Annotated in this window: 26 protein-coding genes and 2 pseudogenes; 6 read left to right on the top strand and 22 right to left on the bottom strand. The window is 63.4% G+C overall.

What is annotated here, in order from left to right:
* Positions 1 to 19: 19 nt before the first annotated feature.
* From R0D99_RS03125 to rfbB, 21 genes and pseudogenes are all read right to left on the bottom strand, one after another.
* Positions 20 to 859 carry a type II secretion system protein GspK gene (locus R0D99_RS03125; RefSeq protein WP_317749922.1) on the bottom strand — a complete coding sequence of 280 codons (840 nt, stop codon included), beginning with the start codon at positions 857 to 859 and terminating at the stop codon, positions 20 to 22.
* A gap of 26 nt (positions 860 to 885) precedes the next feature.
* Complete coding sequence (locus R0D99_RS03120) at positions 886 to 1,581, bottom strand: prepilin-type N-terminal cleavage/methylation domain-containing protein (protein ID WP_317749921.1); 696 nt, start codon at positions 1,579 to 1,581, stop codon at positions 886 to 888.
* The gene (locus tag R0D99_RS03115; RefSeq protein ID WP_317749920.1) at positions 1,578 to 1,916 is read right to left on the bottom strand and encodes a hypothetical protein; all 339 of its coding nucleotides are present in this window, start codon (positions 1,914 to 1,916) and stop codon (positions 1,578 to 1,580) included. The genes R0D99_RS03120 and R0D99_RS03115 overlap by 4 nt, the downstream gene beginning before the upstream one ends.
* Before the next feature lie 6 nt (positions 1,917 to 1,922).
* Positions 1,923 to 2,000 (bottom strand): annotated as a pseudogene (locus R0D99_RS17280) (hypothetical protein); the annotation flags it as partial.
* Entirely contained in the window at positions 1,997 to 2,419 is a 423-nt protein-coding gene (locus R0D99_RS03110) for a GspH/FimT family pseudopilin (RefSeq protein WP_317749918.1), read from the bottom strand. The gene R0D99_RS03110 and the pseudogene R0D99_RS17280, both read right to left, overlap by 4 nt.
* A 76-nt stretch (positions 2,420 to 2,495) precedes the next feature.
* Positions 2,496 to 2,945 carry a type II secretion system major pseudopilin GspG gene (gspG, locus tag R0D99_RS03105; protein ID WP_317749917.1) on the bottom strand — a complete coding sequence of 150 codons (450 nt, stop codon included), beginning with the start codon at positions 2,943 to 2,945 and terminating at the stop codon, positions 2,496 to 2,498.
* A 40-nt stretch (positions 2,946 to 2,985) separates the two neighbouring features.
* The gene (locus tag R0D99_RS03100) at positions 2,986 to 3,231 is read right to left on the bottom strand and encodes a type II secretion system F family protein (protein ID WP_317749916.1); all 246 of its coding nucleotides are present in this window, start codon (positions 3,229 to 3,231) and stop codon (positions 2,986 to 2,988) included.
* The gene (locus R0D99_RS03095; RefSeq protein WP_317749915.1) at positions 3,209 to 3,907 is read right to left on the bottom strand and encodes a type II secretion system F family protein; all 699 of its coding nucleotides are present in this window, start codon (positions 3,905 to 3,907) and stop codon (positions 3,209 to 3,211) included. Before R0D99_RS03095 ends, R0D99_RS03100 begins: the two co-directional genes overlap by 23 nt.
* Positions 3,825 to 4,226, bottom strand: a complete 402-nt coding sequence (locus R0D99_RS03090) for a type II secretion system F family protein (RefSeq protein ID WP_317749914.1) — start codon at positions 4,224 to 4,226, stop codon at positions 3,825 to 3,827. Before R0D99_RS03090 ends, R0D99_RS03095 begins: the two co-directional genes overlap by 83 nt.
* The gene (gene gspE / locus R0D99_RS03085; protein WP_317749913.1) at positions 4,219 to 5,970 is read right to left on the bottom strand and encodes a type II secretion system ATPase GspE; all 1,752 of its coding nucleotides are present in this window, start codon (positions 5,968 to 5,970) and stop codon (positions 4,219 to 4,221) included. Before gspE ends, R0D99_RS03090 begins: the two co-directional genes overlap by 8 nt.
* Positions 5,971 to 6,207: 237 nt before the next feature.
* Positions 6,208 to 7,032, bottom strand: coding sequence for a glycosyltransferase family 2 protein (locus R0D99_RS03080; protein ID WP_317749912.1), 825 nt, complete (start codon positions 7,030 to 7,032; stop codon positions 6,208 to 6,210).
* Positions 7,029 to 7,586 (bottom strand): dTDP-4-dehydrorhamnose 3,5-epimerase, encoded by a 558-nt coding sequence (rfbC, locus tag R0D99_RS03075; RefSeq protein ID WP_317751189.1) that lies wholly within the window; start codon positions 7,584 to 7,586, stop codon positions 7,029 to 7,031. Before rfbC ends, R0D99_RS03080 begins: the two co-directional genes overlap by 4 nt.
* Before the next feature lie 5 nt (positions 7,587 to 7,591).
* A complete protein-coding gene (locus tag R0D99_RS03070; RefSeq protein ID WP_317749911.1) occupies positions 7,592 to 8,158 on the bottom strand; it encodes a GNAT family N-acetyltransferase in 567 nt (188 codons plus the stop codon).
* A complete protein-coding gene (locus R0D99_RS03065; RefSeq protein WP_317749910.1) occupies positions 8,151 to 9,566 on the bottom strand; it encodes a hypothetical protein in 1,416 nt (471 codons plus the stop codon). The genes R0D99_RS03070 and R0D99_RS03065 overlap by 8 nt, the downstream gene beginning before the upstream one ends.
* 440 nt (positions 9,567 to 10,006) lie before the next feature.
* Positions 10,007 to 10,378: a GtrA family protein gene (locus tag R0D99_RS03060; RefSeq protein WP_317749909.1), complete on the bottom strand. Its 372-nt coding sequence runs from the start codon at positions 10,376 to 10,378 to the stop codon at positions 10,007 to 10,009.
* A complete protein-coding gene (locus tag R0D99_RS03055) occupies positions 10,375 to 10,899 on the bottom strand; it encodes an FdtA/QdtA family cupin domain-containing protein (protein WP_317749907.1) in 525 nt (174 codons plus the stop codon). The genes R0D99_RS03060 and R0D99_RS03055 overlap by 4 nt, the downstream gene beginning before the upstream one ends.
* A 229-nt stretch (positions 10,900 to 11,128) precedes the next feature.
* Positions 11,129 to 12,067 carry a glycosyltransferase family 2 protein gene (locus tag R0D99_RS03050; RefSeq protein WP_317749906.1) on the bottom strand — a complete coding sequence of 313 codons (939 nt, stop codon included), beginning with the start codon at positions 12,065 to 12,067 and terminating at the stop codon, positions 11,129 to 11,131.
* Positions 12,068 to 12,069: 2 nt separating this feature from the next.
* Positions 12,070 to 13,185 carry a DegT/DnrJ/EryC1/StrS family aminotransferase gene (locus tag R0D99_RS03045; RefSeq protein ID WP_317749905.1) on the bottom strand — a complete coding sequence of 372 codons (1,116 nt, stop codon included), beginning with the start codon at positions 13,183 to 13,185 and terminating at the stop codon, positions 12,070 to 12,072.
* Position 13,186: 1 nt separating this feature from the next.
* Positions 13,187 to 14,098 carry a glucose-1-phosphate thymidylyltransferase RfbA gene (gene rfbA, locus R0D99_RS03040; protein ID WP_317749903.1) on the bottom strand — a complete coding sequence of 304 codons (912 nt, stop codon included), beginning with the start codon at positions 14,096 to 14,098 and terminating at the stop codon, positions 13,187 to 13,189.
* Between the two features lie 8 nt (positions 14,099 to 14,106).
* The gene (gene rfbD, locus R0D99_RS03035) at positions 14,107 to 15,000 is read right to left on the bottom strand and encodes a dTDP-4-dehydrorhamnose reductase (protein ID WP_317749902.1); all 894 of its coding nucleotides are present in this window, start codon (positions 14,998 to 15,000) and stop codon (positions 14,107 to 14,109) included.
* Positions 14,997 to 16,068 (bottom strand): annotated as a pseudogene (gene rfbB, locus R0D99_RS03030) (dTDP-glucose 4,6-dehydratase). The gene rfbD and the pseudogene rfbB overlap by 4 nt, the downstream one beginning before the upstream one ends.
* Positions 16,069 to 16,262: 194 nt before the next feature.
* Between rfbB and R0D99_RS17275 the strand changes: the two are divergent.
* From R0D99_RS17275 to R0D99_RS03005, 5 genes are all read left to right on the top strand, one after another.
* Entirely contained in the window at positions 16,263 to 16,673 is a 411-nt protein-coding gene (locus R0D99_RS17275; protein WP_416365960.1) for a phasin family protein, read from the top strand.
* A gap of 655 nt (positions 16,674 to 17,328) precedes the next feature.
* The gene (locus tag R0D99_RS03020) at positions 17,329 to 18,129 is read left to right on the top strand and encodes a DUF3108 domain-containing protein (RefSeq protein ID WP_317749900.1); all 801 of its coding nucleotides are present in this window, start codon (positions 17,329 to 17,331) and stop codon (positions 18,127 to 18,129) included.
* Between the two features lie 65 nt (positions 18,130 to 18,194).
* Complete coding sequence (locus R0D99_RS03015; RefSeq protein WP_317749899.1) at positions 18,195 to 18,860, top strand: TetR/AcrR family transcriptional regulator; 666 nt, start codon at positions 18,195 to 18,197, stop codon at positions 18,858 to 18,860.
* A gap of 11 nt (positions 18,861 to 18,871) precedes the next feature.
* Entirely contained in the window at positions 18,872 to 19,645 is a 774-nt protein-coding gene (locus tag R0D99_RS03010; RefSeq protein ID WP_317749898.1) for a hypothetical protein, read from the top strand.
* A gap of 59 nt (positions 19,646 to 19,704) precedes the next feature.
* Positions 19,705 to 19,962: an acyl-CoA-binding protein gene (locus tag R0D99_RS03005; RefSeq protein WP_317749897.1), complete on the top strand. Its 258-nt coding sequence runs from the start codon at positions 19,705 to 19,707 to the stop codon at positions 19,960 to 19,962.
* A gap of 211 nt (positions 19,963 to 20,173) precedes the next feature.
* Here the strand turns inward: R0D99_RS03005 and R0D99_RS03000 are convergent, their stop codons facing one another.
* Positions 20,174 to 21,322, bottom strand: a complete 1,149-nt coding sequence (locus R0D99_RS03000) for an aminopeptidase (protein ID WP_317749896.1) — start codon at positions 21,320 to 21,322, stop codon at positions 20,174 to 20,176.
* A 289-nt stretch (positions 21,323 to 21,611) separates the two neighbouring features.
* On the opposite strand from R0D99_RS03000, the gene R0D99_RS02995 reads away from it, so the two are divergent.
* Positions 21,612 to 22,646 carry an ABC transporter substrate-binding protein gene (locus R0D99_RS02995; protein WP_317749895.1) on the top strand — a complete coding sequence of 345 codons (1,035 nt, stop codon included), beginning with the start codon at positions 21,612 to 21,614 and terminating at the stop codon, positions 22,644 to 22,646.
* Positions 22,647 to 22,776 lie beyond the last annotated feature (130 nt).

The raw sequence follows: 22,776 nt of genomic DNA, 5'->3' as shown, positions 1-22,776 counted from the left end.
CAATCGGTAACGACTGGGTTCAGGCGCCGGACACAACAATCTGCCGGTCACCCCCCAAAATGCGCCAGGGCGCCGTGCGGGAGTAGCCAGCGCCCAATGCGACGTCGCGTGTCAGGAGCAGTATTTTGCCTGTGCCCAGAGGCACCCGGGCAATCAATCGGTAATGATCGCCACCACCCCCCCCCCCTGTGAAAGCGGCGTTGAGGCCGCTGGTGTCGACGCCGGGCTGGTTGGTGCCGCGCGATCCGAGAATGCGATCAACCACGGCGGCGTTGCCACCAGCCAGCACCCCCAGAACCTCGGCCGGAGCGGCCATGGGATTGACCCGGTCGCCCCCGGTCATGTCCGCCGTCACCAGGTTTCGCAGGCGTGCATAGAGCGGGTAATCGACCCCCGGTACGAGCAACAGGTCTTCGACGGCTTCGAAGCGCCGCGCCGAGACGTTGGCACCGCCGGGCGCGGTGGGGTCTACCGCCGGGCGCTGATCGCGCCACTCCACCATGACTTGCGCCAGTGCCTGGGCGCGTCCAGCGTCCAGCCCACCCGCGTTCTGCAACAAGGTGGCCAACAACGGCACGCTGGCGCCATTGAGGGAAATGAGCCCGTCCAACGGCATGGCTTCCACCTCGACCTCGATCCCACCGAACGCCACAGGCGCGCGGGTACTTGCTCGCATGGGTTCGGTGCGGGTCTGCATGGCCTGCAGTGCGAGCACGATGGCGGCTTCGCCAATCGCTTGGCCACTGACTTCTTCCTGTAGCGTGGAGGCAACACGAATCTGCTGACGGACCGTTTTGGTCATCCCGATGACGAGGACGCTGAGGGCGGCAACGATCCAGAGCACGGCAATCAATGCCATGCCACCGACGGAGCGCGTGCGACGGCTCATCTCAGCGTTCCCCCACCAAACTGCGCGCGTGATACGCCAGGGTCGGTCAGCATGAGGGGCTGGGAGGCGGCAATCATCAGCGGCCAGGGGCGGCCTTCCTGGGCGACGACCATCTCGATGGCTGAGGGGACACGAACACCAAACGGCAGATCGGGCGGTGGCCATGCGGACAGCCATTCGCCGGTGTCCGGGCGCTGATAGCGCAGGCCCAGCGCGGAAACGCGGGTGGCCATGACCTGCGCCTGCGCGCCTCCCCAATCTGCGAATTCGGGCGCCCCGCTCCAGGGCGCATAACGCAGCACAAGCTGCGCCTCGCCCGATCCTCCGCCTTCCATGGCGAGTCGCAGGTAATGGCGACCACCGACACCAAATCGCGCCGGCATGACGCCAATCCAGGCGAGTGAATTGGGTTGTCCGTCGAAAAAGATGCGGCTGGCGTCCAAGCCCGCGCCGGGCGCAGCCTGCAATGCATGGAATTCGCGTGCTGAAACGCGTGAGAGCACATCGCGCAGAAAAAACACCGTCGTACGGTATTGATCGGCATCGCTGGCACGCCGCTCGACGCTGTCGCCGGTCTGCCCCATCGCGCGCATGGCGCTGGTCAGAGACAACATCAGGATGGAAAGCAGCACGAGGGCGATCAGCACCTCTACCAACGTGAAGCCCCGAGCGGTCAGACGTGGCGGCCTCATCGTGCGCCCTCCAGTGGGCGGCGCTCGGGACGCAAACTGGCGATCTGAAAGCTTCGCGCACGCCCGCCGTCGGCCCACTGCACCACGGCGCGCAATTCGTGCACGCGGACAGCCCGGGTGTCGCTGTTGGCCGGCGTGGGGTATGGCGCGCTGCTGACCTGCCACTCAAAGCCGGCACTGGTGCCTGCGTCGCTCACGCCATCGGCCGGAATGGTTGAATAGGCCGACAGCAAAGACTCCGCCAGCAAGACCGCACCTTCCTGGCTGGACAGGTGGCCCGCCTGGCGCGCGCTGTTGCCCATCACCTTGTAGAGCGCGCCCAACGAGAGGGCCATGATGGCAAATGCCACCAAGATCTCGAGGAGCGAAAAACCACCCGCACGCGGACGAAGGCGACGTCGGCTGCCTGTGCTGATCATGGCTTGGCGGGCTCCTGCTCGATACGGCCGGAGAACCAATCGACCCGCAGCCGCACCCCTGTGCCGGACGGGCGCACCAGATCGACGCTGCCGCCCGAAGCACCGCCACGTGGAAGAAACCGAATGCTCAGCGTCCCGTCGGAGCCGGTTTCTTCTGCCGCCATGACGGCGCGCAACTCCAGCGGCGGCATCACCAGGTGGGGCGGTTGACCCTCTATTCCGAAACTGCGTTGCTGAAGGTTGACCACGAATCGGACCTCCGTTCCCCGACTTTGCGCCAGAAAACGGGCCGTACGCATATCGCTGAGTGCCGCGCGGACGGTGTCCCGGTACTGCACCGATTCTTGCAGTTTGCCAAACGCGATGGGTACCAGGCCGACCAACAGCGCCAGTAGCGCGAACACGACCAGCAACTCCACCAGAGTGAAGCCGGACGCTGGTCGCGGATACGGTATTCGTTTGCGCGGGGGCACCACTGGGCGCCTTGATCAAACCTCAGGGGGCGTTGCGGACGTCGGCGTTTTCGCCTTCGCCACCGGGCGCGTTGTCGGCTCCCAGGGAGACGATCTCGAACCCGCCATTGGCCACGGGGCTGGTATAGCGATACGCATTGCCCCAAGGATCGTTTGGCAGTGCGCCTTTGAGATAAGGCCCGTTCCAGCCTGCGATCGAGCCGGGTTGCTTGACCAGCGCCTGCAGTCCTTCTGCCGTGGTGGGGTAGCGGCCGACGTCCAGCTTGAACAGTTCCAGTGACTTGTCGAGGTCAGCAATTTGCACGACGGCGGTCTTGGATTTGGCGCCTCCCAACTGGCCCAGCACACGCGGGCCTACGATGCCCGCCAGCAGCGTGAGGATGGCCAGCACCACCAGCAACTCGATCAGGGTAAAGCCCTTGCGGCGGCGGCGCGAGGTGGCAGATTGGCTGAAACGGACGAAGCGATTCATGACGCTTTCTTTCGTAGATGAACAAACAATACAGAGCGGGTCAGCGAGCAAGGTCATTGATAGAGAGGATGCCAACCAAAATAGAAACGATGATGGCGGCAATCATCACGCCCAACACCAGGATGAGAACGGGCTCGAGAAAGGTCAGCGCGCGCTTGATGCCAGTCTCGACCTCGCGATTCAGGATGTTGGCCAACTCGATCATCATCGGGCCGATACGGCCGGTTTCCTCTCCCACTCGGATCAGATTGATGGCCAAAGGTTCAAAAATGCCGGTGGCTGACATGGCCGAAACCAGACGCCCCCCCGTCCTTGACCACCGGGATCATCTTGGCCAACGGCTGCCGCAAGCGTGCGTTGCCTACCGTCTCGGTGGCGATGTGCATGGCCGTCAGCATGGGCACGCCATTGCCGAGCAGAGTGCCCAACGAGCGGGAAAAAAGGGTGAGATCGTACTTGTGCAACAGGGGCCCCATCAATGGCAGGCGCAACGCTATCGCCTGCCACCAGACCCGACCCGAGGGTGAGCGCAGCCAGCGCAGAGCAAGCCAGCCCAACACCGCGAAGACGACCGCCATGACCCAGCCGTATTGACGAAACGCGTGACCGATCACCATGACAACGCGGGTGGGCAACGGCAGCGCATCGCCCATGTCGTTAAACAGTTGTTCGAACTGGGGCACAACAAACCCCAGCATTGCCACCAGCGAAAGGACCGCCACGCCCAGCAAAATGGCGGGATAGATGGTGGCAGAGACAACGCTTTCCCGAAGGGCACGCAGGCGCTCCATGTGCTCGACCAGGCGTTGCAGCACCTGCGACATCTGGCCGCTGATCTCGCCCGAGCGCACCATGTTGATGTAGAAGTCGCCGAACAGATCACGGTAACCGCCCAGCGCACGACTGAAAGGGGCACCCCCCCTTGACGTCTTCCAGCAGCTTTTCGAGCATCGCCCGGACACTGGGCTTGTGGCTCATGTCGATCAGTACGCGCAGCGCGTTGTCCAACGCCAGGCCGGCGCGAAGCATGATGGACAGTTCGCTGGTCAGTGCCAATATGTCCGCTTGATTGACGGGGCCTTTGGCCGCACGTGCCCTGCGCTGAGAGCCTGACAGCGCCACCGTGCCTGAACTGACCCCGATTTCGGCTTCATCAATACGGATCGGCGTCAGCCCACGCTCACGCAGTTGGCGCAGCACAACGCCGTTTGCGCTGGCCTCACTGCGTCCTTCGACCAGGCGTCCATCAGGCTGCGCAGCGCGCCAAATGAACTCAGGCATCGCTCTGATCCTGCGTGACGCGCAGCACTTCGTCCAGGCTGGTCACACCAGCAGCCACCTTGCGCAACCCGTCGTCGTAGAGGGTATGCATGCCGCTGGTGACGGCAATGGCCTGTAATGCGCCCGCGTCCAGGCCCTGAAGGATGGCGCTGCGCATGGGCTCATCCACCACCAGCATTTCGTGGATGCCGGTCCTTCCCTGGTAGCCCGTACCCCGGCATTTTTCGCACCCCTTCGCCTCGAAGATGGACGCACCGGCCGCCAAAAACTTTCCGATGCCGGAGCTTTGAATCAACTCTGGCGCAGGTTGGACCGGCGTCTTGCAGTGGGGACACAGCTTGCGGACCAGGCGCTGTGACAGCACGCCATTGAGCGTGGAGGTGATCAGGTAGCGCTCTACACCCATGTCCTGCATTCGGACGACGGCGCTCGCTGCGGTGTTGGTGTGCAAAGTTGATAGCACCAAATGACCGGTCAGGGAGGACTGAACCGCGATTTGAGCTGTTTCGCCGTCGCGCATTTCCCCGATCATGATGATGTCCGGGTCCTGCCGGAGAATAGAGCGCAGTGCGTTCGCGAAAGTCAGGTTGATTTGCGCATGCACCTGGATCTGGTTGATGCCTTCGAGCTGATATTCGACCGGGTCCTCCACGGTGATGATCTTCTGCGTGGTGGAGTCCAGCTTGGACAGGCCAGCGTACAGCGTGGTGGTCTTGCCCGAGCCAGTCGGACCGGTCACCAGCAGGATGCCGTGCGGGCGCGCCAGCAGCGCATTAAAGCGTGCCAGGGTGTCTTTCTCGAACCCCATGTCCTCCAGGCTGAAGCGCACGCTGGCCCGGTCGAGCACCCGCATCACCACGCTTTCGCCATGCACGGTCGGAACGGTAGACACACGCAAATCCAGCTCACGCCCCTTCACTCGGGTCTTGATGCGTCCGTCTTGCGGCAAACGGCGTTCGGCGATATCCAGATGCGCCAGCAGCTTGACACGGGAACTGACCGCGGCCCCCTGGCGTGGTGGCACCACTTCTTCGGGCAACAGCACACCATCGACCCGATAGCGCACGTGCAATCCATCGTCAAACGGCTCCAGATGGATATCCGACGCCCGAAGCTCGATCACGCGACCGATGATGGTGTTTACCAGGCGAATAACGGGTGCTTCGCTTGCCAGGTCGCGAAGGTGCTCGACGAAGTCGCCGGCGTCGCCCTCGAGTTCACTGCCTTCGCCATCCCCCTCAGCAGTGGACGGCTCTTCCAGCAACCGGGCCAGTGCCTTGTCGATTTCGCTCGGAATTCCGACCGCTGCGCGGACCTTCAACCCGCTGGTCAGGTGGAGCGCCTTCAGCACAAATTCGTCGTGAGGCGCAGCCATGACGACTTCCAGCTGGTCGTCTGAGACCCGCACGGGCAGCACGTGATGCGCCCTCAGGAACTCGGGCAACAGGCCTTCGGGTTCAGGCAGCATCTCGGGATAGGCATCAGCCGTCACGAACGGTTGGCGCAAATGCTCGGCCAATGCACGTGCCGCATCCACTTCAGAAACCAATCCGAGGCTGACCAGCACGCGGTCGAGCGTTCCGCCCATTTCTCGCTGCGCGGCCATGGCACGGTCGAGATCGCGCTCACTCAGCTTGCCGGCATCCACCAACAGGTTGCCGTAAGCGTGCCAGCCGGTGACCGTAGCCTCAGCGCTCAAGGCAGGCTCAACCAGCGAGTGATGGTGGGTGTTGGAGTCGGCCATGCGGGAAAGATCGGCAATTCCACGAACACGCTCAACCATGCTTCGAATTGCCTGCTGCTTTTAAACCTCCGATGCTAGCACCCCGCCAACTCCGGGCGACGTTGAACTCCAGACTCGGCGGTCGAAAAGTCCGCAAATCGTGCGGCCTTGGCCCACCAAGCCACCGCGCCGAATGAACTGGAGGCCGCAGACACGGGGCACAAATGGGAGGTCGCACCAAAAATGCAGCATTTTTTATTAAACGGATTTCGAATATCCCACCACATGTAAACGCTTAAAACGACGGTAAACGGGTGATCGCCACAAACGCAACAGGCTCGCAAGGTGCCAGCCAAGGTGCCTGAGGTCCCGGTGACTGGCGCGCTGGGCTACGTGCTCAACGACGACACTGTCCGCACGCATGAGAATCCAGCCCGCCAAACGCAAGCGCAGGCAAAGATCCACATCTTCACCATACATGTGATAGCGCTCGTCAAACCCTCCAACCTGGGCGAACGCGGTGCCGCGCAGCAGCATGAAGGCCGCATTGACCCAATCGGCCGAGCCTGCACTGTTCGCCGGCACCTCGTGCCGGCGGCGAAAAAGATGGCGCCGCAACAAACGCCCCGGCGTTGGCAGCAGGCGCTCATGGTCCTGCACTGCGCCAGCAACGTCAATCTGCCGCGGATATACGCAACCAGCCTGGGGCGCGGCAGCAAACACGGCCAACAAGGCCGCGAAAGGTTGGCTATCCAGCAGCCGGACATCGGGGTTCACGACCCCAAACACGGTGCTTGCACCCAGCTTGCGATCACGTTCGAACGCGCGATTGTGATTGGCACCGAAGCCTGCTGGCGACAAATTTTCAAGCACGACGACCTCAAAGGGCCATGACCTGGCCCGCACAGAGGCCACCAACCCGGGTTCAGGACAATTGACCGTCAACAACACGCGGCAAGGACCCACACCACCGCTTTCAAGCACCGACGCCATTTGACCGAGCAAGGCGATCACGGCGGCGCCATGGCCATGACTGACTACGGAGACGCTCAATCCGGCATCCGGCATGGTGGAACCGTTCACTCAAACAATTCAGCGTGCTTCAAAGACACTCCTGCGCGATCCTTTTCGGAAAGGCTTGGAAACTGAATGTCGTGCGCCGCCAAGGGCCATTCAATGCCAATAGAGGGGTCGTCCCAGGCGATGCAGCGCTCATGCTCTGGTGCGTAGTAATCGGTCGTCTTGTACAGGAAATCTGCAGTAGCGGTAAGCACAAGAAATCCATGCGCGAAGCCCGGGGGCACCCACAACTGCCGGTTATTTTGATCGCTCAGCTCTACACCCACCCACCGCCCGAAACTTGGCGACCCGCGACGAAGGTCGACCGCCACGTCAAAGACGGCGCCACTCACTACGCGCACAAGCTTGCCCTGGGGTTGTTGAATCTGGTAATGCAATCCACGCAAGACCCCCTTGCTGCTGCGACTGTGGTTATCCTGGACAAACTCCACGCATGCGCCCGTGGCGGCGCGGAACGCACGATGATTGAAACTTTCAAGAAAGAAACCTCGTGCGTCACCAAAAACCTTTGGCTCAATGACAAGAACGTCGCTTATCGCGGTATGAGTTATTTTCATTTCGATCAACTTTGTGCCGCTGTCACAGCAATTCCTGATGGAAGGTATCGTTTGTAGCGGCCCAGGCCCGCCTGAATTCCTTCGGCTGTAATTTTATAAAGCCACTGTCCATCACTTTCGCCAACGCAGCGCGCGCCAAAGTTTTCATGGAACCTGCACACGCTTATATTTCTTTTGTCGACCTCAAAATGAGCCGAACTGAAGCCCAGGCACAGACCATACATATAGATCATCATGGCAGATTCAATCGCATGGTAGAAGGGCTCCTCCGGCTTCAAAATCCAGGAGCCCCAGCAAAACGAGGGCCCACGCGCGTCGTACATTCTCACGGTGCCGATGGGTGTACCATCCACCCGCTCGATAATAAAATAAGCTTGGGCAGTGTCACAACGATAGCTGCGCAACCAGTCAATTTGCTCACTCAGCTGCAATGAGGTGGGTGAGATGTACCGACTTGTTTTTTCATGGGTTCGCAAATTCAATATGAATGCCGCATCGCGTTCGGTCACATCACGCAGGTTCAGGCGATGACCTTGGATGCGACTGGCCTTTACGATACGACCGTCATTCATTTCCGGGCATTCTTAAACGGCAAGCAGCGTCCACCTGAGCCAATTGAAATTCGGTGCCGGCTTGTCCCGGATCGATGCGAAGACGATTTTCAAACCCCTCATTGCTGTCGAGCGTAAAACGCAGCTCCTCATACCTGCCCGGAAGAGTTTCGGAAATTCTCTTTCTCAGGGAGTTGTTTTCGGTGAAAATTTTTTCACCCAATTTCAGGAAAAAAACCTGAAGCGTGTCTTCACGCTTTGTGCGTATACGAACACTCAATTCAATCACCTGACAGCGCGAAAATCCCGCCCCATCACGCGCATGGAAAACAGCCTGCGGGTCATCTCCCCCAAGCAGCCAGCCGTCGGGCGCAGCATGCACGTCGTTCAACGTCAGGGTTGCATGGTTGGATGCGCCGGCTTCCCGGGACGTCCAATGCATCAGCACATCGCTCGACGGTTGCTGCGCGACGACCGGAAAGTATTTGATGAACGATGCATGGATGCGACGGCCATATTGATAGGCTGGCGTCCAGTCAGGCATGTCGAAGCTTGGGCAACGGATGGGTTCACGTGACCCCAACTGCTCTGCCAAACAACGAATTTCCTTCGCTCGAAATTGGGCATTGTCGGCGTAGTGATCGTTAACACTGAAGATGCCGCGCGCAGCAGCCAGCGCCAGCATGGCCATCAAGATAACGATGGACCGCTTCACCTTTTGCTGACGCCCGCCCCGTTTGCGCGACCACGCAAAAACAGTCAAAGCCAACGCCCAGGGCAACAGCAGGGTCACCCAAAAGAAATGGAACCTGAAATACGCAAACTGAAATACATCCCAGGCGCTGCGGATGGATGGATCTCGGACACTGGTGCGACCCAACGACACCAGCATCAGGTACCCCGCCACAATGAGCGCCAGGGGCAGATAGACGTAAGCTGTCCGCCACTCCACTGAGTCGCCGACTCGACGGGCGAGCCGTCCTAATAGCCAGAAAAGGCTGGCTGCGAGCAGGAAGACAACGCCCACAGCAAACACAAATTCCACGCCAAGGGCGGGAAATGGTCGACCAACCGCCCTGCCAACCTTTCCGAGCAAAAACACCCAAAATTCGGGTTTGTCGGGCCAAGTCAGTTCGTAGCGCAAGGCGGGATCGGAACCGGGCGCCACACGCGTCAGGTAGAGTTGCAACGATGTGGTCAACAAACCGGCCATGGCGGCCACGAAACCGCCTACGCGCACTCGTGCGCTCAACGGTTCGTCCGGCCCACGGGCATAAGACATCAAGATCCAGACGCACCCAAGCGTCAGCGCTGCGATGGCTCCGGAGATGTACGACAAGCCCGCCAAAAGACACAGGCACAACGCCGCTGGCGCCATCATTCTGGATCGACATGTCAGAACCACATACGAAGTGCCCAGCAGGAACACCAGAGGCAGCGCCTGGTGGTAGGCCAGGTTTTGCTCCCCCCCAGTAACTACCGGCTTGAAGCATGAAGATCGTGGCCGCAAACGCGACCGCGCGTACTGCTGCCATGGGGATCGCCCAACCTATCAGCCGCCACTGAAGCCATAACAAGGCCCCGAGCACCAGCAACATCGACAGAAATTGATAGGCGATGGAATTTCCGTCGAGCCAGCGCTGCGCCACGGTATCAAGAGCGAATCCAATGGGCGAAATGGTGTTGTTGACCACCTGAAACAGCCGTGCGAGCGCAAACGAGTCCACATTGCCGTCACGATAGGCACGCCAGTCGTCGATGAACGGCATGTCCGTACCGTAGCGAAGCCATGCCACCAGGTTGGCGGCAAGCATGGCCAAAGGCAATGCAATGCAAGCGCGGGTGAGCCATCGCTCCAGCAGCGATGGCTCAGCGTTGGGCATCGGGCGTAAAAATCCAGTAATGCACGACGAACAGCAGGGGAACGCACACCATTACGGCCGCAAGCGGCGCCGCCCAAGCCGGACCGCCGACCCAAGTCATCCAAGCTTCGACGGTCAGCAACCCCAACCCGAGTTGCAACACGTGACTGGCAGCGACATACCAAAACGACATGCGCCGACCAGGTCTGGCAAATACCGTACGGCGCAGCAGGGTGAATGACAGGCCGATGCCCGCCAAAAACGCCAACAGATAAGCCGATCGATAACCCATCACCTTCAGCAGGCCAAGATAGAGCAAGTAGGTCGCCAGTGTATTGAACCCGCCGGCCATCAAATACCGCACCCCGGTGCCGATCAAGCGGCCTCCTGCGGGCGTGTCAGCGAAAGAAATTCGTCATACTGACGGATGTAATCTTGCGGATCGTAAGGATCGGAGGCCAGCACCATCAGCACCGCGTCCTCTGAATATCCGTACTGAATACCCCAAGTCATGGGCGGCAAATACAAGCCCAGGTTGGGGCGATCCAGCCAGAATTCCTCGCGCTGCGTCCCGTCATCCGTCACCACGCGGAGTTGGCCTTTGACCGCCACCAGAAACTGCGCACACTGCCGGTGCGCATGCTCTCCCCGAATTTGCTGATTGGGCACGGCGTAGACCCAGAAACAGCGTTTCGGCACGAATGGCAAGTCCAGATCAAACTCTGCCGCACACAGAAAACCACGCAAATCCTGCACTTCGCGCAGGGTATGCAACTGTACGCCGCGCACGGCGCTGACCAAAACACCGGAATGCGCGGCGCCACGCACCTGCTCGGCTGCCACTGCCGACCGAGCAGGGGCATCGACATAACCGACGATGATGGCGGGATGCCCTTGCACCACAGCACCCGAAGGAACGTCGTGCGTGACGACGGCCCCGGGCTCGACACGCGCACGGGCCCCGATGCGGACGCCAGGTGACACCACAGCCCCCCTCACCCACGTGCGCGCCATCCTCCAGCTTCGCGCCCCCTGCTACACACGCCAGAGCCCCTACGCGAACGTTGACGCCGACCTCGTTGGTCAGCACGACGGCGGAAGGGTGGACAAACGGATCAGACACCTTGAATCAACTCTTGAAGAAATGCTGAATGGTCAACGCTACCGCCTGGGGTCGGTGTTTGGTGTTCTCATAAGCGCGCCAGGCGTATGCGCCGACGATCCCCAGACTGAGCAGGTTCAGTGCACCAAAGAACAGGATGGCGACCAAGGTCATGGCATAGCCGGGGACAGCGATCATCCCGAGCATCCGACCGAGGACCGCAACCGTTCCGAGTGCCACCGCGGTCAACACCCCCAAGGTGCCCGTCCACAACAAACCGCGAATCGGCAAGTCGGTGAACGAGAATACGCTGTCGGCCAGATAGGATACTTTTTTCTTCCAGGTCCATGCGGAGCTACCGTGCTGCCGTATCTGGCGCTCATACGGCACCTCGGCGCGGCGAAATCCGAGCCAGAAGATCTGCGCAATCAACGAGCTACGGCTCTCCTCCAACGCCAGCAGCGCGTCTCGAAAGGACTGGTTGCACGCAAAAATATCGACGCCGCCAGCCGGCATTTGAGGCACAACCCAGCGGCGATAGGCAGACCAAAAAAGGCGGGCAGTCCAGCGCTGCAACAACGGGTCGCTGCGGGCCGCGCGAACGCCCACCACGACATCACAGGCGCCACCGGACAGCACACCGAACATCTGGACAATCAGCTCTGGCGGCTCCTGCAAATCGGCCGCCATCACCGCAAACAGCGATCCGGCGGCGTGCATCAGCCCCATGCGCACCGCTGCGAAGGCCCCAAAATTTCGCGACAGCAACACGAGCTTGGCAGCGAAAGGCTGGTCGGGCAATTGCGCCAGCAGCAGCTCATGGCATCGATCCGGACTGCCATCCACGACGAAGACCACCTCAAGCCGACCATTCAACTTGCCGTCCAGCGCCGCCAGCGCGCGCAGCAGATCCGGAATGGATGCTTCGTTCTTGTACACCGGAACGATCACACTGAGATCACGCACGCTCAGACCGCCTCCTGCTCAAAACAGGTGACTGCGTCAATCACTTGGCTGACTTGCGAATCCGTCATGCCAGGAAAACACGGCAGCGTCAGCACCTGGTGGCACGCAGCCTCCGACACGGGCAGGTGCACATCCGCATAAGCGCCGACATGCATCGGTTGGCGATGATCCGGCACCGGGTAATGCACGTCGCTGGCCACGCCGCAAGCCGTCAGATGCATGCGCAACGCGTCGCGTCGCGGACTCCGTATGACGTACAAGTGGGCCACGTTCTCGTCCGCGCCGACCACTGGCGCCTGCAGCGACATGTCGGCAAAGGCTGCGGTGTAACGCGCCGCAATCGCACGCCGCTCAGCGTTTGCGACGTCCAGCCCGGGCAGTTTCGCTGCAAGCACCGCGGCCTGCAACTCATCAAGCCGGCTGTTGCGCCCACCACGGCACACGACTTCGTACTTGGATCCCCACCCATACTGACGCAAGGCGCGAAGGCGATCAGCCAGCGCGTCGATCCCGGTCACCAAGGCACCGCCATCTCCCAGCGCGCCCAAGTTCTTGGTGGGATAGAAGCTGAAGCACGCCACATCACCCCACGCACCGGCCGCCCGACCGGCCAGTCGGGCGCCATGCGCCTGCGCACAGTCCTCGATCAGCGACACGCCAGCGGCACGGCACAACGGCGCGATGACGGTCATATCTGCCATCCGCCCGTAGAGATGCGTGGCAATGACGGCGTGAATCGATTGCGACCCCAGCATGTCGGCCAACACCTGCGGCGCGAGATTGAGCGTCACCGGATCGACGTCCGCATACACCGGCTCGGCGCCCACTGCCAGTATCGCCGAACTGCCGTAGAACCCCGCATTGGCCACTGTCAGCACGCGCTGGCCAGGGCCGATATCCAGGCCGCGCAGGGCCAGTTCAAGCGCGTCCGTCCCATTGGCAACGCCAATGGCGTGGCCAACGCCCACATACGCCGCAAACGCCGATTCAAAAGCCTGCACCCAAGGGCCCAGCACGTAGCGCTCACTTGCGATTGCTTGCCCCAGCACAGCGGTCAGATCCAGCCCACGGGCAGCCAGCTCCGCTGAAAACAAGGGAACGCTCGGTGGGCGTGTCATCTCATCGGCTCACTGAAGCGCCCGCTGCAGGGCCACGCTCACGCAGCAGCTGACGCAAATATTGCCCATATCCGCTCTTGGCCAGCGGCTGCGCAAGCCTGTCGAGCTGCGCATCGTCGATGAAGCCCCTGCGCCACGCAATTTCTTCGGGGCAGGCGATCTTCAGGCCCTGGCGGCGCTCCAGCGTGGCAATGAACTGACCTGCGTCCAGCAGGCTGTCGTAGGTACCCGTATCAAGCCATGCGTAGCCGCGGCCCATCATCTGCACGCTCAGCTGCCCTTGCTGCAGATACACATCGTTCACAGTGGTAATTTCCAGCTCGCCACGTGCGCTTGGACGAATCGACTTGGCGATGTTCACCACCTGGTTGTCGTAGAAATAGAGGCCCGTCACCGCATAGTGGCTTTGCGGACGAGCCGGTTTTTCTTCAATGCTGATGGCTTTGCCAGACGCGTCGAACGTCACGACGCCGTACCGCTCCGGGTCGTGCACGTGATAGGCAAACACCGTCGCCCCCTGCGCCTGCGAATCGGCTCGCGCCAACAAGGGCTCAAAGTCGTGGCCGTAGAAGATGTTGTCACCCAGCACCAGCGCGCTGGGGGCGTTGCCGATGAAGGACTCGCCGATGATGAAGGCCTGCGCCAGGCCGTCCGGGCTGGGCTGCACGGCGTAGCTAATGTCGATGCCCCACTGGCTGCCGTCGCCCAGCAGTTGCTGAAAGCGCGGCGTGTCCTGCGGGGTGCTGATGACCAGGATGTCGCGCATGCCGGCCAGCATCAGCGTGGCCAGCGGGTAATAGATCATCGGCTTGTCGTACACCGGCAGCAGCTGCTTGCTGAGGGCCAGGGTGGCCGGGTGCAGCCGGGTGCCGGAGCCGCCGGCGAGGATGATGCCCTTGCGTGGAGTGGTCATGGAAGGCTTCAGAGGATTTCGGTGAGCATGCGGTCGACGCCGTGCTGCCAGGGCGGCAGGGTCAGGCCGAAGGTGGATTGGAGCTTGCGCGTGTCCAGGCGCGAATTGAGCGGGCGGCGCGCCGGCGTGGGGTAGTCGGCGGTGGTGATGGGGGCCACCTCGGTTGCTTTTATTTTGATAGCTGGTTGCGCTTGCCTGGCATGCGCCAGCACGTGTTTTGCATAGGCAAACCAGGTGGTGTGGCCGGCCGCGGCCAGGTGGTAGGTGCCGGCCTTGCCGGGCTGCTGCCGGGTCTGAACGATGGCGTGGGCGCTGACGTCGGCGATCAGCTCGGCGCCGGTGGGGGCGCCCCATTGGTCGTCGATGACGGTGAGGCGCTCGCGCTCTTGCGCCAGCCGCAGCATGGTTTTGGCGAAGTTGCCGCCGCGCGCGGCGTACACCCAGCTGGTGCGCAGGATGATGTGCGCGCAGCCGCTGGCGACGATGGCCTGCTCGCCTTGGCGCTTGGTGGCGCCGTAGACGCTCAAGGGGCCGGTGGTGGCGTCCTCGCGCCAGGGCTGATCGCCGCTGCCGTCGAACACGTAGTCGGTGCTGTAGTGCAGCAGCAGCGCGCCGCAGGCGGCGGCTTCGCGCGCCAGCACGCCGGGGGCCTCGGCGTTGAGGCGCTGGGCCAGATCGCGCTCGGACTCGGCCTTGTCGACGGCGGTGTAGGCGGCGGCATTGACGATGACCTGCGGCTGCGTGGCGCGCACGGTGGCGGCGATGCCGGGCAGGTCGCCCAGGTCGCCGCACAGGCCGTTGGCGCCATGGCGGTCCAGCGCGATCAGCTCGCCCAGCGGCGCCAGGCTGCGCTGCAGCTCCCAGCCGACCTGGCCGTTCTTGCCGAGCAGCAGGATCTTCATGCGCGGCTTTCGCCCCCGTATTGCGTGGCGACCCAGTCGCGGTAGGCGCCGCTCTGCACGTCTTTCACCCAGCCGGGGTTGGCCAGGTACCAGGCCACCGTCTTGCGGATGCCGGTGTCGAAGGTTTCGGCCGGGCGCCAGCCCAGTTCGCGCTCGATCTTGCGCGCGTCGATGGCATAGCGGCGGTCGTGGCCCGGGCGGTCGGTGACGTGCGTGATCTGGCTGCGGTAGCTCTGGCCGTCGGCGCGTGGCGACAGCTCGTCGAGCAGGTCGCAGACGGTGTGCACGATGCTGAGGTTGGTTTTTTCGTTCCAGCCGCCGATGTTGTAGGTTTCGCCCAGGCGCCCGGCTTCGAGCACGCGGCGGATGGCGCTGCAGTGGTCGGTGACGTAGAGCCAGTCGCGCACCTGCTGGCCGTCGCCGTACACGGGCAGGGGCTTGCCGGCCAGGGCGTTGACGATCATCAGGGGGGATCAGCTTCTCGGGGAAGTGATACGGGCCGTAATTGTTGGAACAGTTGGTCGTCAGCACCGGCAGGCCGTGGGTGTGGTGCCAGGCGCGCACCAGGTGGTCGCTGGCGGCCTTGCTGGCGCTGTAGGGGCTGTTGGGTTCGTAGACGTGTTCTTCGGTGAACGCCGGGGCGTCGGGCGAGAGGGTGCCGTAGACCTCGTCGGTGGAGACGTGCAGGAAACGAAAGGCGGCCTTCTCGTCCGCCGGCAGGCCCGCCCAGTAGCCGCGCGCGGCTTCGAGCAGGCGGAAGGTGCCGACGATGTTGGTGGCGATGAAGTCTTCGGCACCGTGGATGGAGCGGTCGACGTGGCTTTCGGCGGCAAAGTTGACGATGGCGCGCGGGCGGTGTTCGGCCAGCAGGCTATCCATCAGCGCGCGATCCCCGATGTCGCCCTGCACAAAGCGGTGGCGCGCATCGCCTTCCAGCGCCGCCAGGTTGGCCCGGTTGCCGGCATAGGTGAGTTTGTCCACATTGACCACCGGCTCGCCACTACCCGACAACCAGTCAAGCACGAAATTGCTGCCGATGAAACCGGCGCCACCTGTGACGAGAATCATCCAAAATTCCTCCTTCGCATGCGTCTCGCCACTGGCTGCGGCGCCCACCGCATGCCTGACCGATTATTTCATGCTCTGTGACACTGACAGTCGCTTGAAACGCGACAATTAGCAAACCCTCTTGGAGTTGGGGGTGCGCAGCGGCGTACATTGCCCCTTGGGTTCATTCGTCGCACTACCAAGGAATTGCAGTTATGGCGACTTCAAAGAAAAAAAATCCGTTCGGTGAAGATCAGGCGCAAGTCGGCAGTCCAGGCACAGACGGCGTTCCTGAGAGCAACGTGTGGTTGGCCGGGCTTGGGGCGTTTGCCAAAGCGCACGCTGAAGGCAGCAAGGCGTTCGACGCGCTCGTGAAGGAAGGTGTTGCAATTCAGCGCAAGACTCAGGCGTTGGCAGAAGATCGCCTGGCAGAAGCCAGCAAGCGCATGGCTGAAATCACCGGGCAAGTCGGCGATGGCGCGCTGCCATGGGGCCGACTCGAAGGAATCTTCGAACAACGCGTCGCGCGTGCGCTGGGCCGGCTGGGCATGCCCCCCCGCCGAAGAAATCGCCGAACTCAAGAAGCGCATGGATCGGCTCGAAAGCCTGCTGGCGTCCATCACTGAAATCAACCCCACGCCTGACAGCGCTTCCGGAAAGCGCCGTGCTGTGGCGAAGAAGCCGCGCTGAGATCGCGTGCTCAACGCCTCTTGGCAAAGGCTTGAAGACGAGAAGCTGTCTTGCAGTCGCGCGACTGATCCATCGCTGCAGAGGGTGTTGCGCCCCTTTCTTCTTCTCGAAAGTTTTGCATTGCCCCGTTGCGTGGACAATTCGAACTGACCAGAACTGACCCCAATGCCTGCTTATGCCTTGCCCAACCGGGCAACCCTGCCCCCTCAGGGCGAATTTTTGAAGCGCCAGTTGACGCTGACCACGGTACTGGTGATGGTGTGCCACGCACTGTTGTTGTGGGGGCCCTCTATTTGGTGGTGGCAACAGGACCCTCCCAGTCACCCAAGCGAGTCTTTCATCACGCGCATGATCGTTCCTGCGCCACCGACACCGGCGCCACCGGCTGACCCTCCGCCTCCCACACCACGCCCCATTCCGCTTGCAAAGCCACAGCCGCGCCCCAAGCCAGCCCCGCGCCCGCGCCCCGCGCCCCCTGCTGCGGTTGAGCCACCCGACCGCCCACCACAGGAGTCCAGTCGAAACGATAAGCCCACCTCGTTGCCGTCCCTTCTGGTACCGCGCGTTGGCGCGACGTTCGGCGGCACCGCCATGCCCGAGCCGATCACGCCCTTGCTGCCAGAACCCGAGGAAATCGCCGCACGGGCGCAGATCAGTGCCGCGGGGGACGCCAACGTCATGGTTCCGGGGGCAGGCGATCTGAGCTATCAAGTCATCGGCCTGTCCAACGGGATCGCGTACAACAACGGCATATCGACGCTCACGTGGCGTCACGACGGCATTTGGTACGACAGCAAATGGTATTTTTACCATGTGAAAGTCGGCGAAGATACGTTGCGGGCCAACGGGCTGGTCACGCCTCAGGGCCTGGCGCCGGTAAGCGCACTTCAGCGCACCAAGACCGATCAGTCGGTTCGTTTCGACTACTCCGGTCGACGCCTTCAATTCGCTCCCGGCGCGACGGACAGCGAATTGCCTGCGGGCGGTGCATTGGATCGATTGAGCACCCTTGTTCAACTTGGCGCCTTGCTCGCTGGCGCGCCAGAGCGCTACACGCCCGGCACTGCCATCCGTATCCCGCTGACGGGCAAAGGCGATGTCACATCTGCGGCATTCGTTATCGAGGCGGAAGAACCGATCACAGCGCTCGACGGCAAGACCTTGAAAACGCTGCGCCTGACCCACACCCCCACGCGAGAGGGTGATCCCAAAATTGAAGTCTGGCTGGGCCCCCAGATTGAATACTTGCCGGTGCGTCTGCGCATCACCCAGCCCAATGGCGATTTTGCCGAACACACGGTGCAGCAGGCGGTGGCGGTGCGGGTTCCGGTCTATCAGCCCTCAGCGCAGGCGCCGGCGCCCGCGCTGCCCGCACCTCAGGCAACCCAATGAGCCATAACGCTGTCGACCGCGGCAAATAATCCGCTAGTGGTGGCGACAACTGAAGGACGACCTCAATGACCAAGAAAGCGCCCCGCCGCACCGCCGAGCGCATTCTTGGCACCACGCTGGAGCTGTTCAACCGCTTCGGCGAGCCCAACGTCTCCACCACCACGCTGTCGGCCGAGCTGCGCATCAGCCCCGGCAACCTGTACTACCACTTCCCCTCCAAGGACGAACTGGTCAACACCCTGTTCGACCAGTACGAAGGCCGGCTGTACGAGCTGCTGGCGGCGGACGAAGACGTGGCCGACGTCGAGGACGCCTGGTTCTTCCTGCACTCGCTGTTCGAGCTGATCTGGGCCTACCGCTTCCTGTACCGCGACCTGAACCACCTGCTGTCGCGCAACCGGCGGCTGGAGACGCACTTTCCCGCCATCCTGCTGCGCAAGCGGGCGGCGCTGCGCGTGCTGCTCGACACGCTGGCCGGCACCGCCGCGCCCGACGCCAGCGAAACGCGCCAGCGCGACGCCGTGGCCGCCAGCATGGTGGTGGTGCTGACCTACTGGTTGAGCTACGAATACGTGCTGCAGCCGCGCAGCGCGCTGGAGCCCGAAAACGCCCAGGACGCGCTGCTGCGCGGCGCCTACCACGTGCTGGGCCTGCTGGCGCCGCACCTTCATGCCGAGCCGCGCGCCCACCTGCAGGCCCTGATCGAGGCCTATCATCCCGCCACGCCCTGACCTTTTTCGCCATGACCGCCTGGCTGCCCTGCCCCTACGCTGCGGACTACCGCTTCGACGGCGAGCGCGTGCGCGCCCAATGGTCGGCGCTGCACGCGGTCGACGACGAGCCGCCGCCCGACAGCGACGCGCTGCTGCAGGCCTGGGTGCTGTTCCATTCCGGCCAGTTCGAGCAGGCCACCCACGCCGGCCTGGCGCTGGGCATCGACGGCCTGTCGGTCGCCAACCGCGCCACCGCCGCCTACGCCGCGCTGGTCGAACCGCACGAGCCCACCCGCATCGAGCTGTTCCGGCGCGTGCATGCGCGCGCCTGCGCCCACGCCGCGCAGCGCCCGCAGCAGCCCAGCGCCTGGTACTGGCAGGGCGACGCGCTGGCGCGCTACGCCAACGGCATCCACGTGGCACGGGCGCTGGCGCAAGGCCTGGGCACGCAGGTGCGCGCCGCGCTCGAAGCCACGCTGGCGCTCGACCCCAACCACGCCTATGCGCATGTGGCGCTGGCCACCTTCCAGGCGTCGGTCATCGACAAGGTGGGGCCGCTGGTCGGCGCCATGACCTACGGCGCGCACGCCGCCGCCGTGCACCGCCACCTGGACCACGCCCAGCGCCTGGCGCCCGATTCGCCCGCCGTGCTGCACGAATGCGCCAACGCGCTGTTGCTGCTCGAAGGCGAGGCGCGCCTGGCCGAAGCCACGCGACTGCTTGAACACGCCGCGCAGCTGACCGCGCGCGACGCCGTCGAACGCCTGTGGGTCGAGCTGGCGCGCGCCCGGCTGACGCTGTAGCGCGACGCCGCCGCGCGCGGCTAACATTGCCGTTTCACGCTTTACCCGAAGGAATCGCCATGTCCGACCTCAAGGCCCGCTTCGACGACGCCGTCGCCAACTCCAAGAAGCTCAGCGAGCGCCCCGACAACGTGACGCTGCTCAAGATCTATTCGCTGTACAAGCAGGCCACCGAAGGCGACAACGAAGAAGCCAAGCCCGGCTTTGCCGACATCGTGGCGCGCGCCAAGTGGGACGCCTGGAAGAAGCTGGAAGGCACCACCGCGGACGAAGCCATGCAGCAGTACGTTGAGCTGATCGACGAACTGCGTCAATAGTCGACACGAACCAACAGCCGAAACAGCCGGACGCAGAGGACGCGAAGGATTCGCAGAGGACGCAAAAGAAACAGCCAAAATAATGTTTTTTGGTTTTTTCTGCGTCCTCTGCGATCTCTGCGCCCTCTGCGTCCGGTTTTTTTGGTTTTTTTGAAGAATTCCCCGCTGCCGCAAGCCTGAACAGTGCAGGCAGCTACTTTTTAAATAGCAATCAGGGCTTGGCCGTGCTACCGGCGGCCAGCGCGCTCAGTCGGGCCTGCCGCTCGTCCTTGCCCAGACGGGACAGGTCGCGCACCGCGGCGTGAAAGCGCGGCCAGTCGCCGCCCACCTGCGCGAACAGCGCCTCAAAGCCCGGCACCAGTTCGTCGTACGCGGCCTGGATGCCGAAGAACGCGTTGTTGGCCCCCGCCACCCACGCGTCGAAGCCGTTGAACGGCGTGCCCGCCGCCGCCCATTCGGACTTCAACTGCGCGTAGCGTTGCCGAAAGCGCGCCATTGCTTCATCTTTCATAGCATAAAGCGCAGTCTGGTCGCGCGCCAAGGCAGGTTTTTGTGCATAAACCTGCTCGAGTTCGCTGCGCGTCTGGCGTGACAGTTCGCGGAACGCCCGGCGCCGCGCGTCGAACGCGGCGTAGTCGCGCCGCGCCACGTCGTCGGCCTGCGTGGCCAGCCAGCGCTGCACGCCCAGCCGCTCCACGGCGGTGGCATACGACTCGTTGAACATGGTGTCGTCGTTCACGTACACCACCTGGTGCGCCAGTTCGTGAAAGATCATGCGCGCCAGCTCGCCGTCGGGGTAGCGGATGAAGGTCGACAGCAGCGGGTCGCCCCCCGCCCAGTTCAGCCAGCCCAGCGTCGAATAGGCGGGCACGCCGTACATGCGCACCTCCAGGCCCTCGTCGCGCTCCAGTTGCGCCGCCAGCGCCTTGGCCTCGGCCTCGTCGTAATAGCCGCGGTAGCCCACGCAGCCGACCACGGGGAAGCACCAGCGCCGCAGCTCCAGCGAATCCGGCGGCGCCGCGGCCACGTTCCATACCGCCGCGCGGCGCTTCAGGTCGCTGTAGCGGTGGTAGCTGGCGTTGTCCGGCAGCGCCAAGTCATTGACGGCAAAGGCCCGCATGCCGCGCGCCAGCGCCAGGCGCGCCTTCAGGTCGGCCGCCACCGCCGGGTCGGCCAGCAGATCGTTCACGGGTCGCGCGGCATGCATCAGCGCCAGATGGCCGTGCACCGACTGCCAGTAATAACCCACCGAGCCGCAACCGGCCAGCGCCGCCAGCAGGGGCGCCAGCGCCGCCAGCCGCCACGCGTGGCGCAGGGTAAGACGGCGTGATGCCCCGGCAGATGACCCAGCTATGACCATGACTGCATTGTGCGCAAACCCGGCGCACCGCTGCGACAGGCGTGCGCTGCCGCTCATCGGATGACGAAGGTCAAACCGGGCGCAACAAGCCGGTATGGGCACGCAGGCATCTGGGTAATATTTGGTAACCTGTCAGGCGCTCAGGCACGACCGGCCTGACGCCTGCAGCCGCCAACTTTCGCCCACCACACCATGCGCCCCACCCCCCACCCGCCGCCGTTTCACCCAGCTTGCCGGTGCCAGCCTGGTCGCGGGCTTCGGTCTGGCGCGGGCGCAGGACGGGCGGGTAGTGCTGGGTCAGTCGGCGGCGTTCAGCGGGCCGGCGATGCAGTTGGGCACGCAGTTTTACGCCGGGGCCAAGCTGTGTTTTGACCAGCTCAACGCCAAGGGCGGCGTGGGCGGGCGACCGATCGAGATCCGGCAGCTGGACGACGGCTACGAGCCCGAGCGCTGCAAGGCCAACACCGAAAAGCTGATCAAGGACGAGGTGTTCGCGCTGTTTGGCTACATCGGCACGCCGACCAGCCTGGCGGCGCTGCCGCTGGCGGCGTCGGCCAAGGTGCCGTTCTTCGCGCCCTTCACCGGCGCCATGGGCCTGCGCGAGCCTTTCAGGCGCGAAGCCTTCCACCTGCGCGCGTCGTACGACGACGAAACGGCGCTGATCGTGCGCCAGCTCACCCACTTGAGCCAGGACCGCATCGCCGTGTTCCACCAGAACGACGCCTACGGCCAGGCCGGGCTGTCGGGCGTGACCAAGGCGCTGGCGGCGCAGCAGCTCAAGCCGCTGGCGGTGGCGACGGTGGAGCGCAATTCGTCGGACGTGAAGGACGCCGTGGCCACATTGGCCAAGTCGGGGGCGCAGGCCATCGTGCAGATCGGCGCCTACCAGGCGTGCGCGGCGTTTATTCGCCAGGCGCGCGCGGCGGGCTACGGCGGCAAGTTCTACAACGTGTCGTTCGTGGGCACGCAGGCGCTGGCCGACGAACTGGGCAAGGACGGCGCGGGCGTGGTGGTGTCGCAGGTCATGCCCTCGCCCTACAGCGCGGCGCGGCCCATCACGCGCGAATTCGTGGCGGCGGCGCGGCAGGTCGGTGGCAACGTGCAGGCCAACTATTCGTCGATGGAAGGCTATCTGGCGGCCAAGGTGTTTGCCGAAGGCCTGCGTCGCGCCGCGCGGCCCTCGCGCGAAGGGCTGATTGCGGCGCTGGAAGGCATCAACGAGGACTTTGGCGGCTACCGCGTGAACTTCGGGGCCGGTCAGCACGTGGCGTCGCGCTTTGTCGAGTTGTCGATGTTGACGGGCGACGGAAGGGTTCGGACATAACCCCCTGAGCGGCTGACGCCGCTTCCCCCTTCACTGCGTAAGGGGGACAACGCCTGCGGCCGGTGCAAGCCCGACCGCGGCGTTCTGCGCTTGGCCTGCTCCGCGGCCATCGGTGGCGCGCGGACCGTAC

This window comes from Ottowia sp. SB7-C50 (assembly GCF_033110285.1).
In the GTDB taxonomy this organism is placed as follows: Bacteria; Pseudomonadota; Gammaproteobacteria; order Burkholderiales; family Burkholderiaceae_C; genus Ottowia.
Note: the sequence above shows the minus strand (reverse complement) of the source record. Positions and strands in the feature narration are given on the sequence as shown.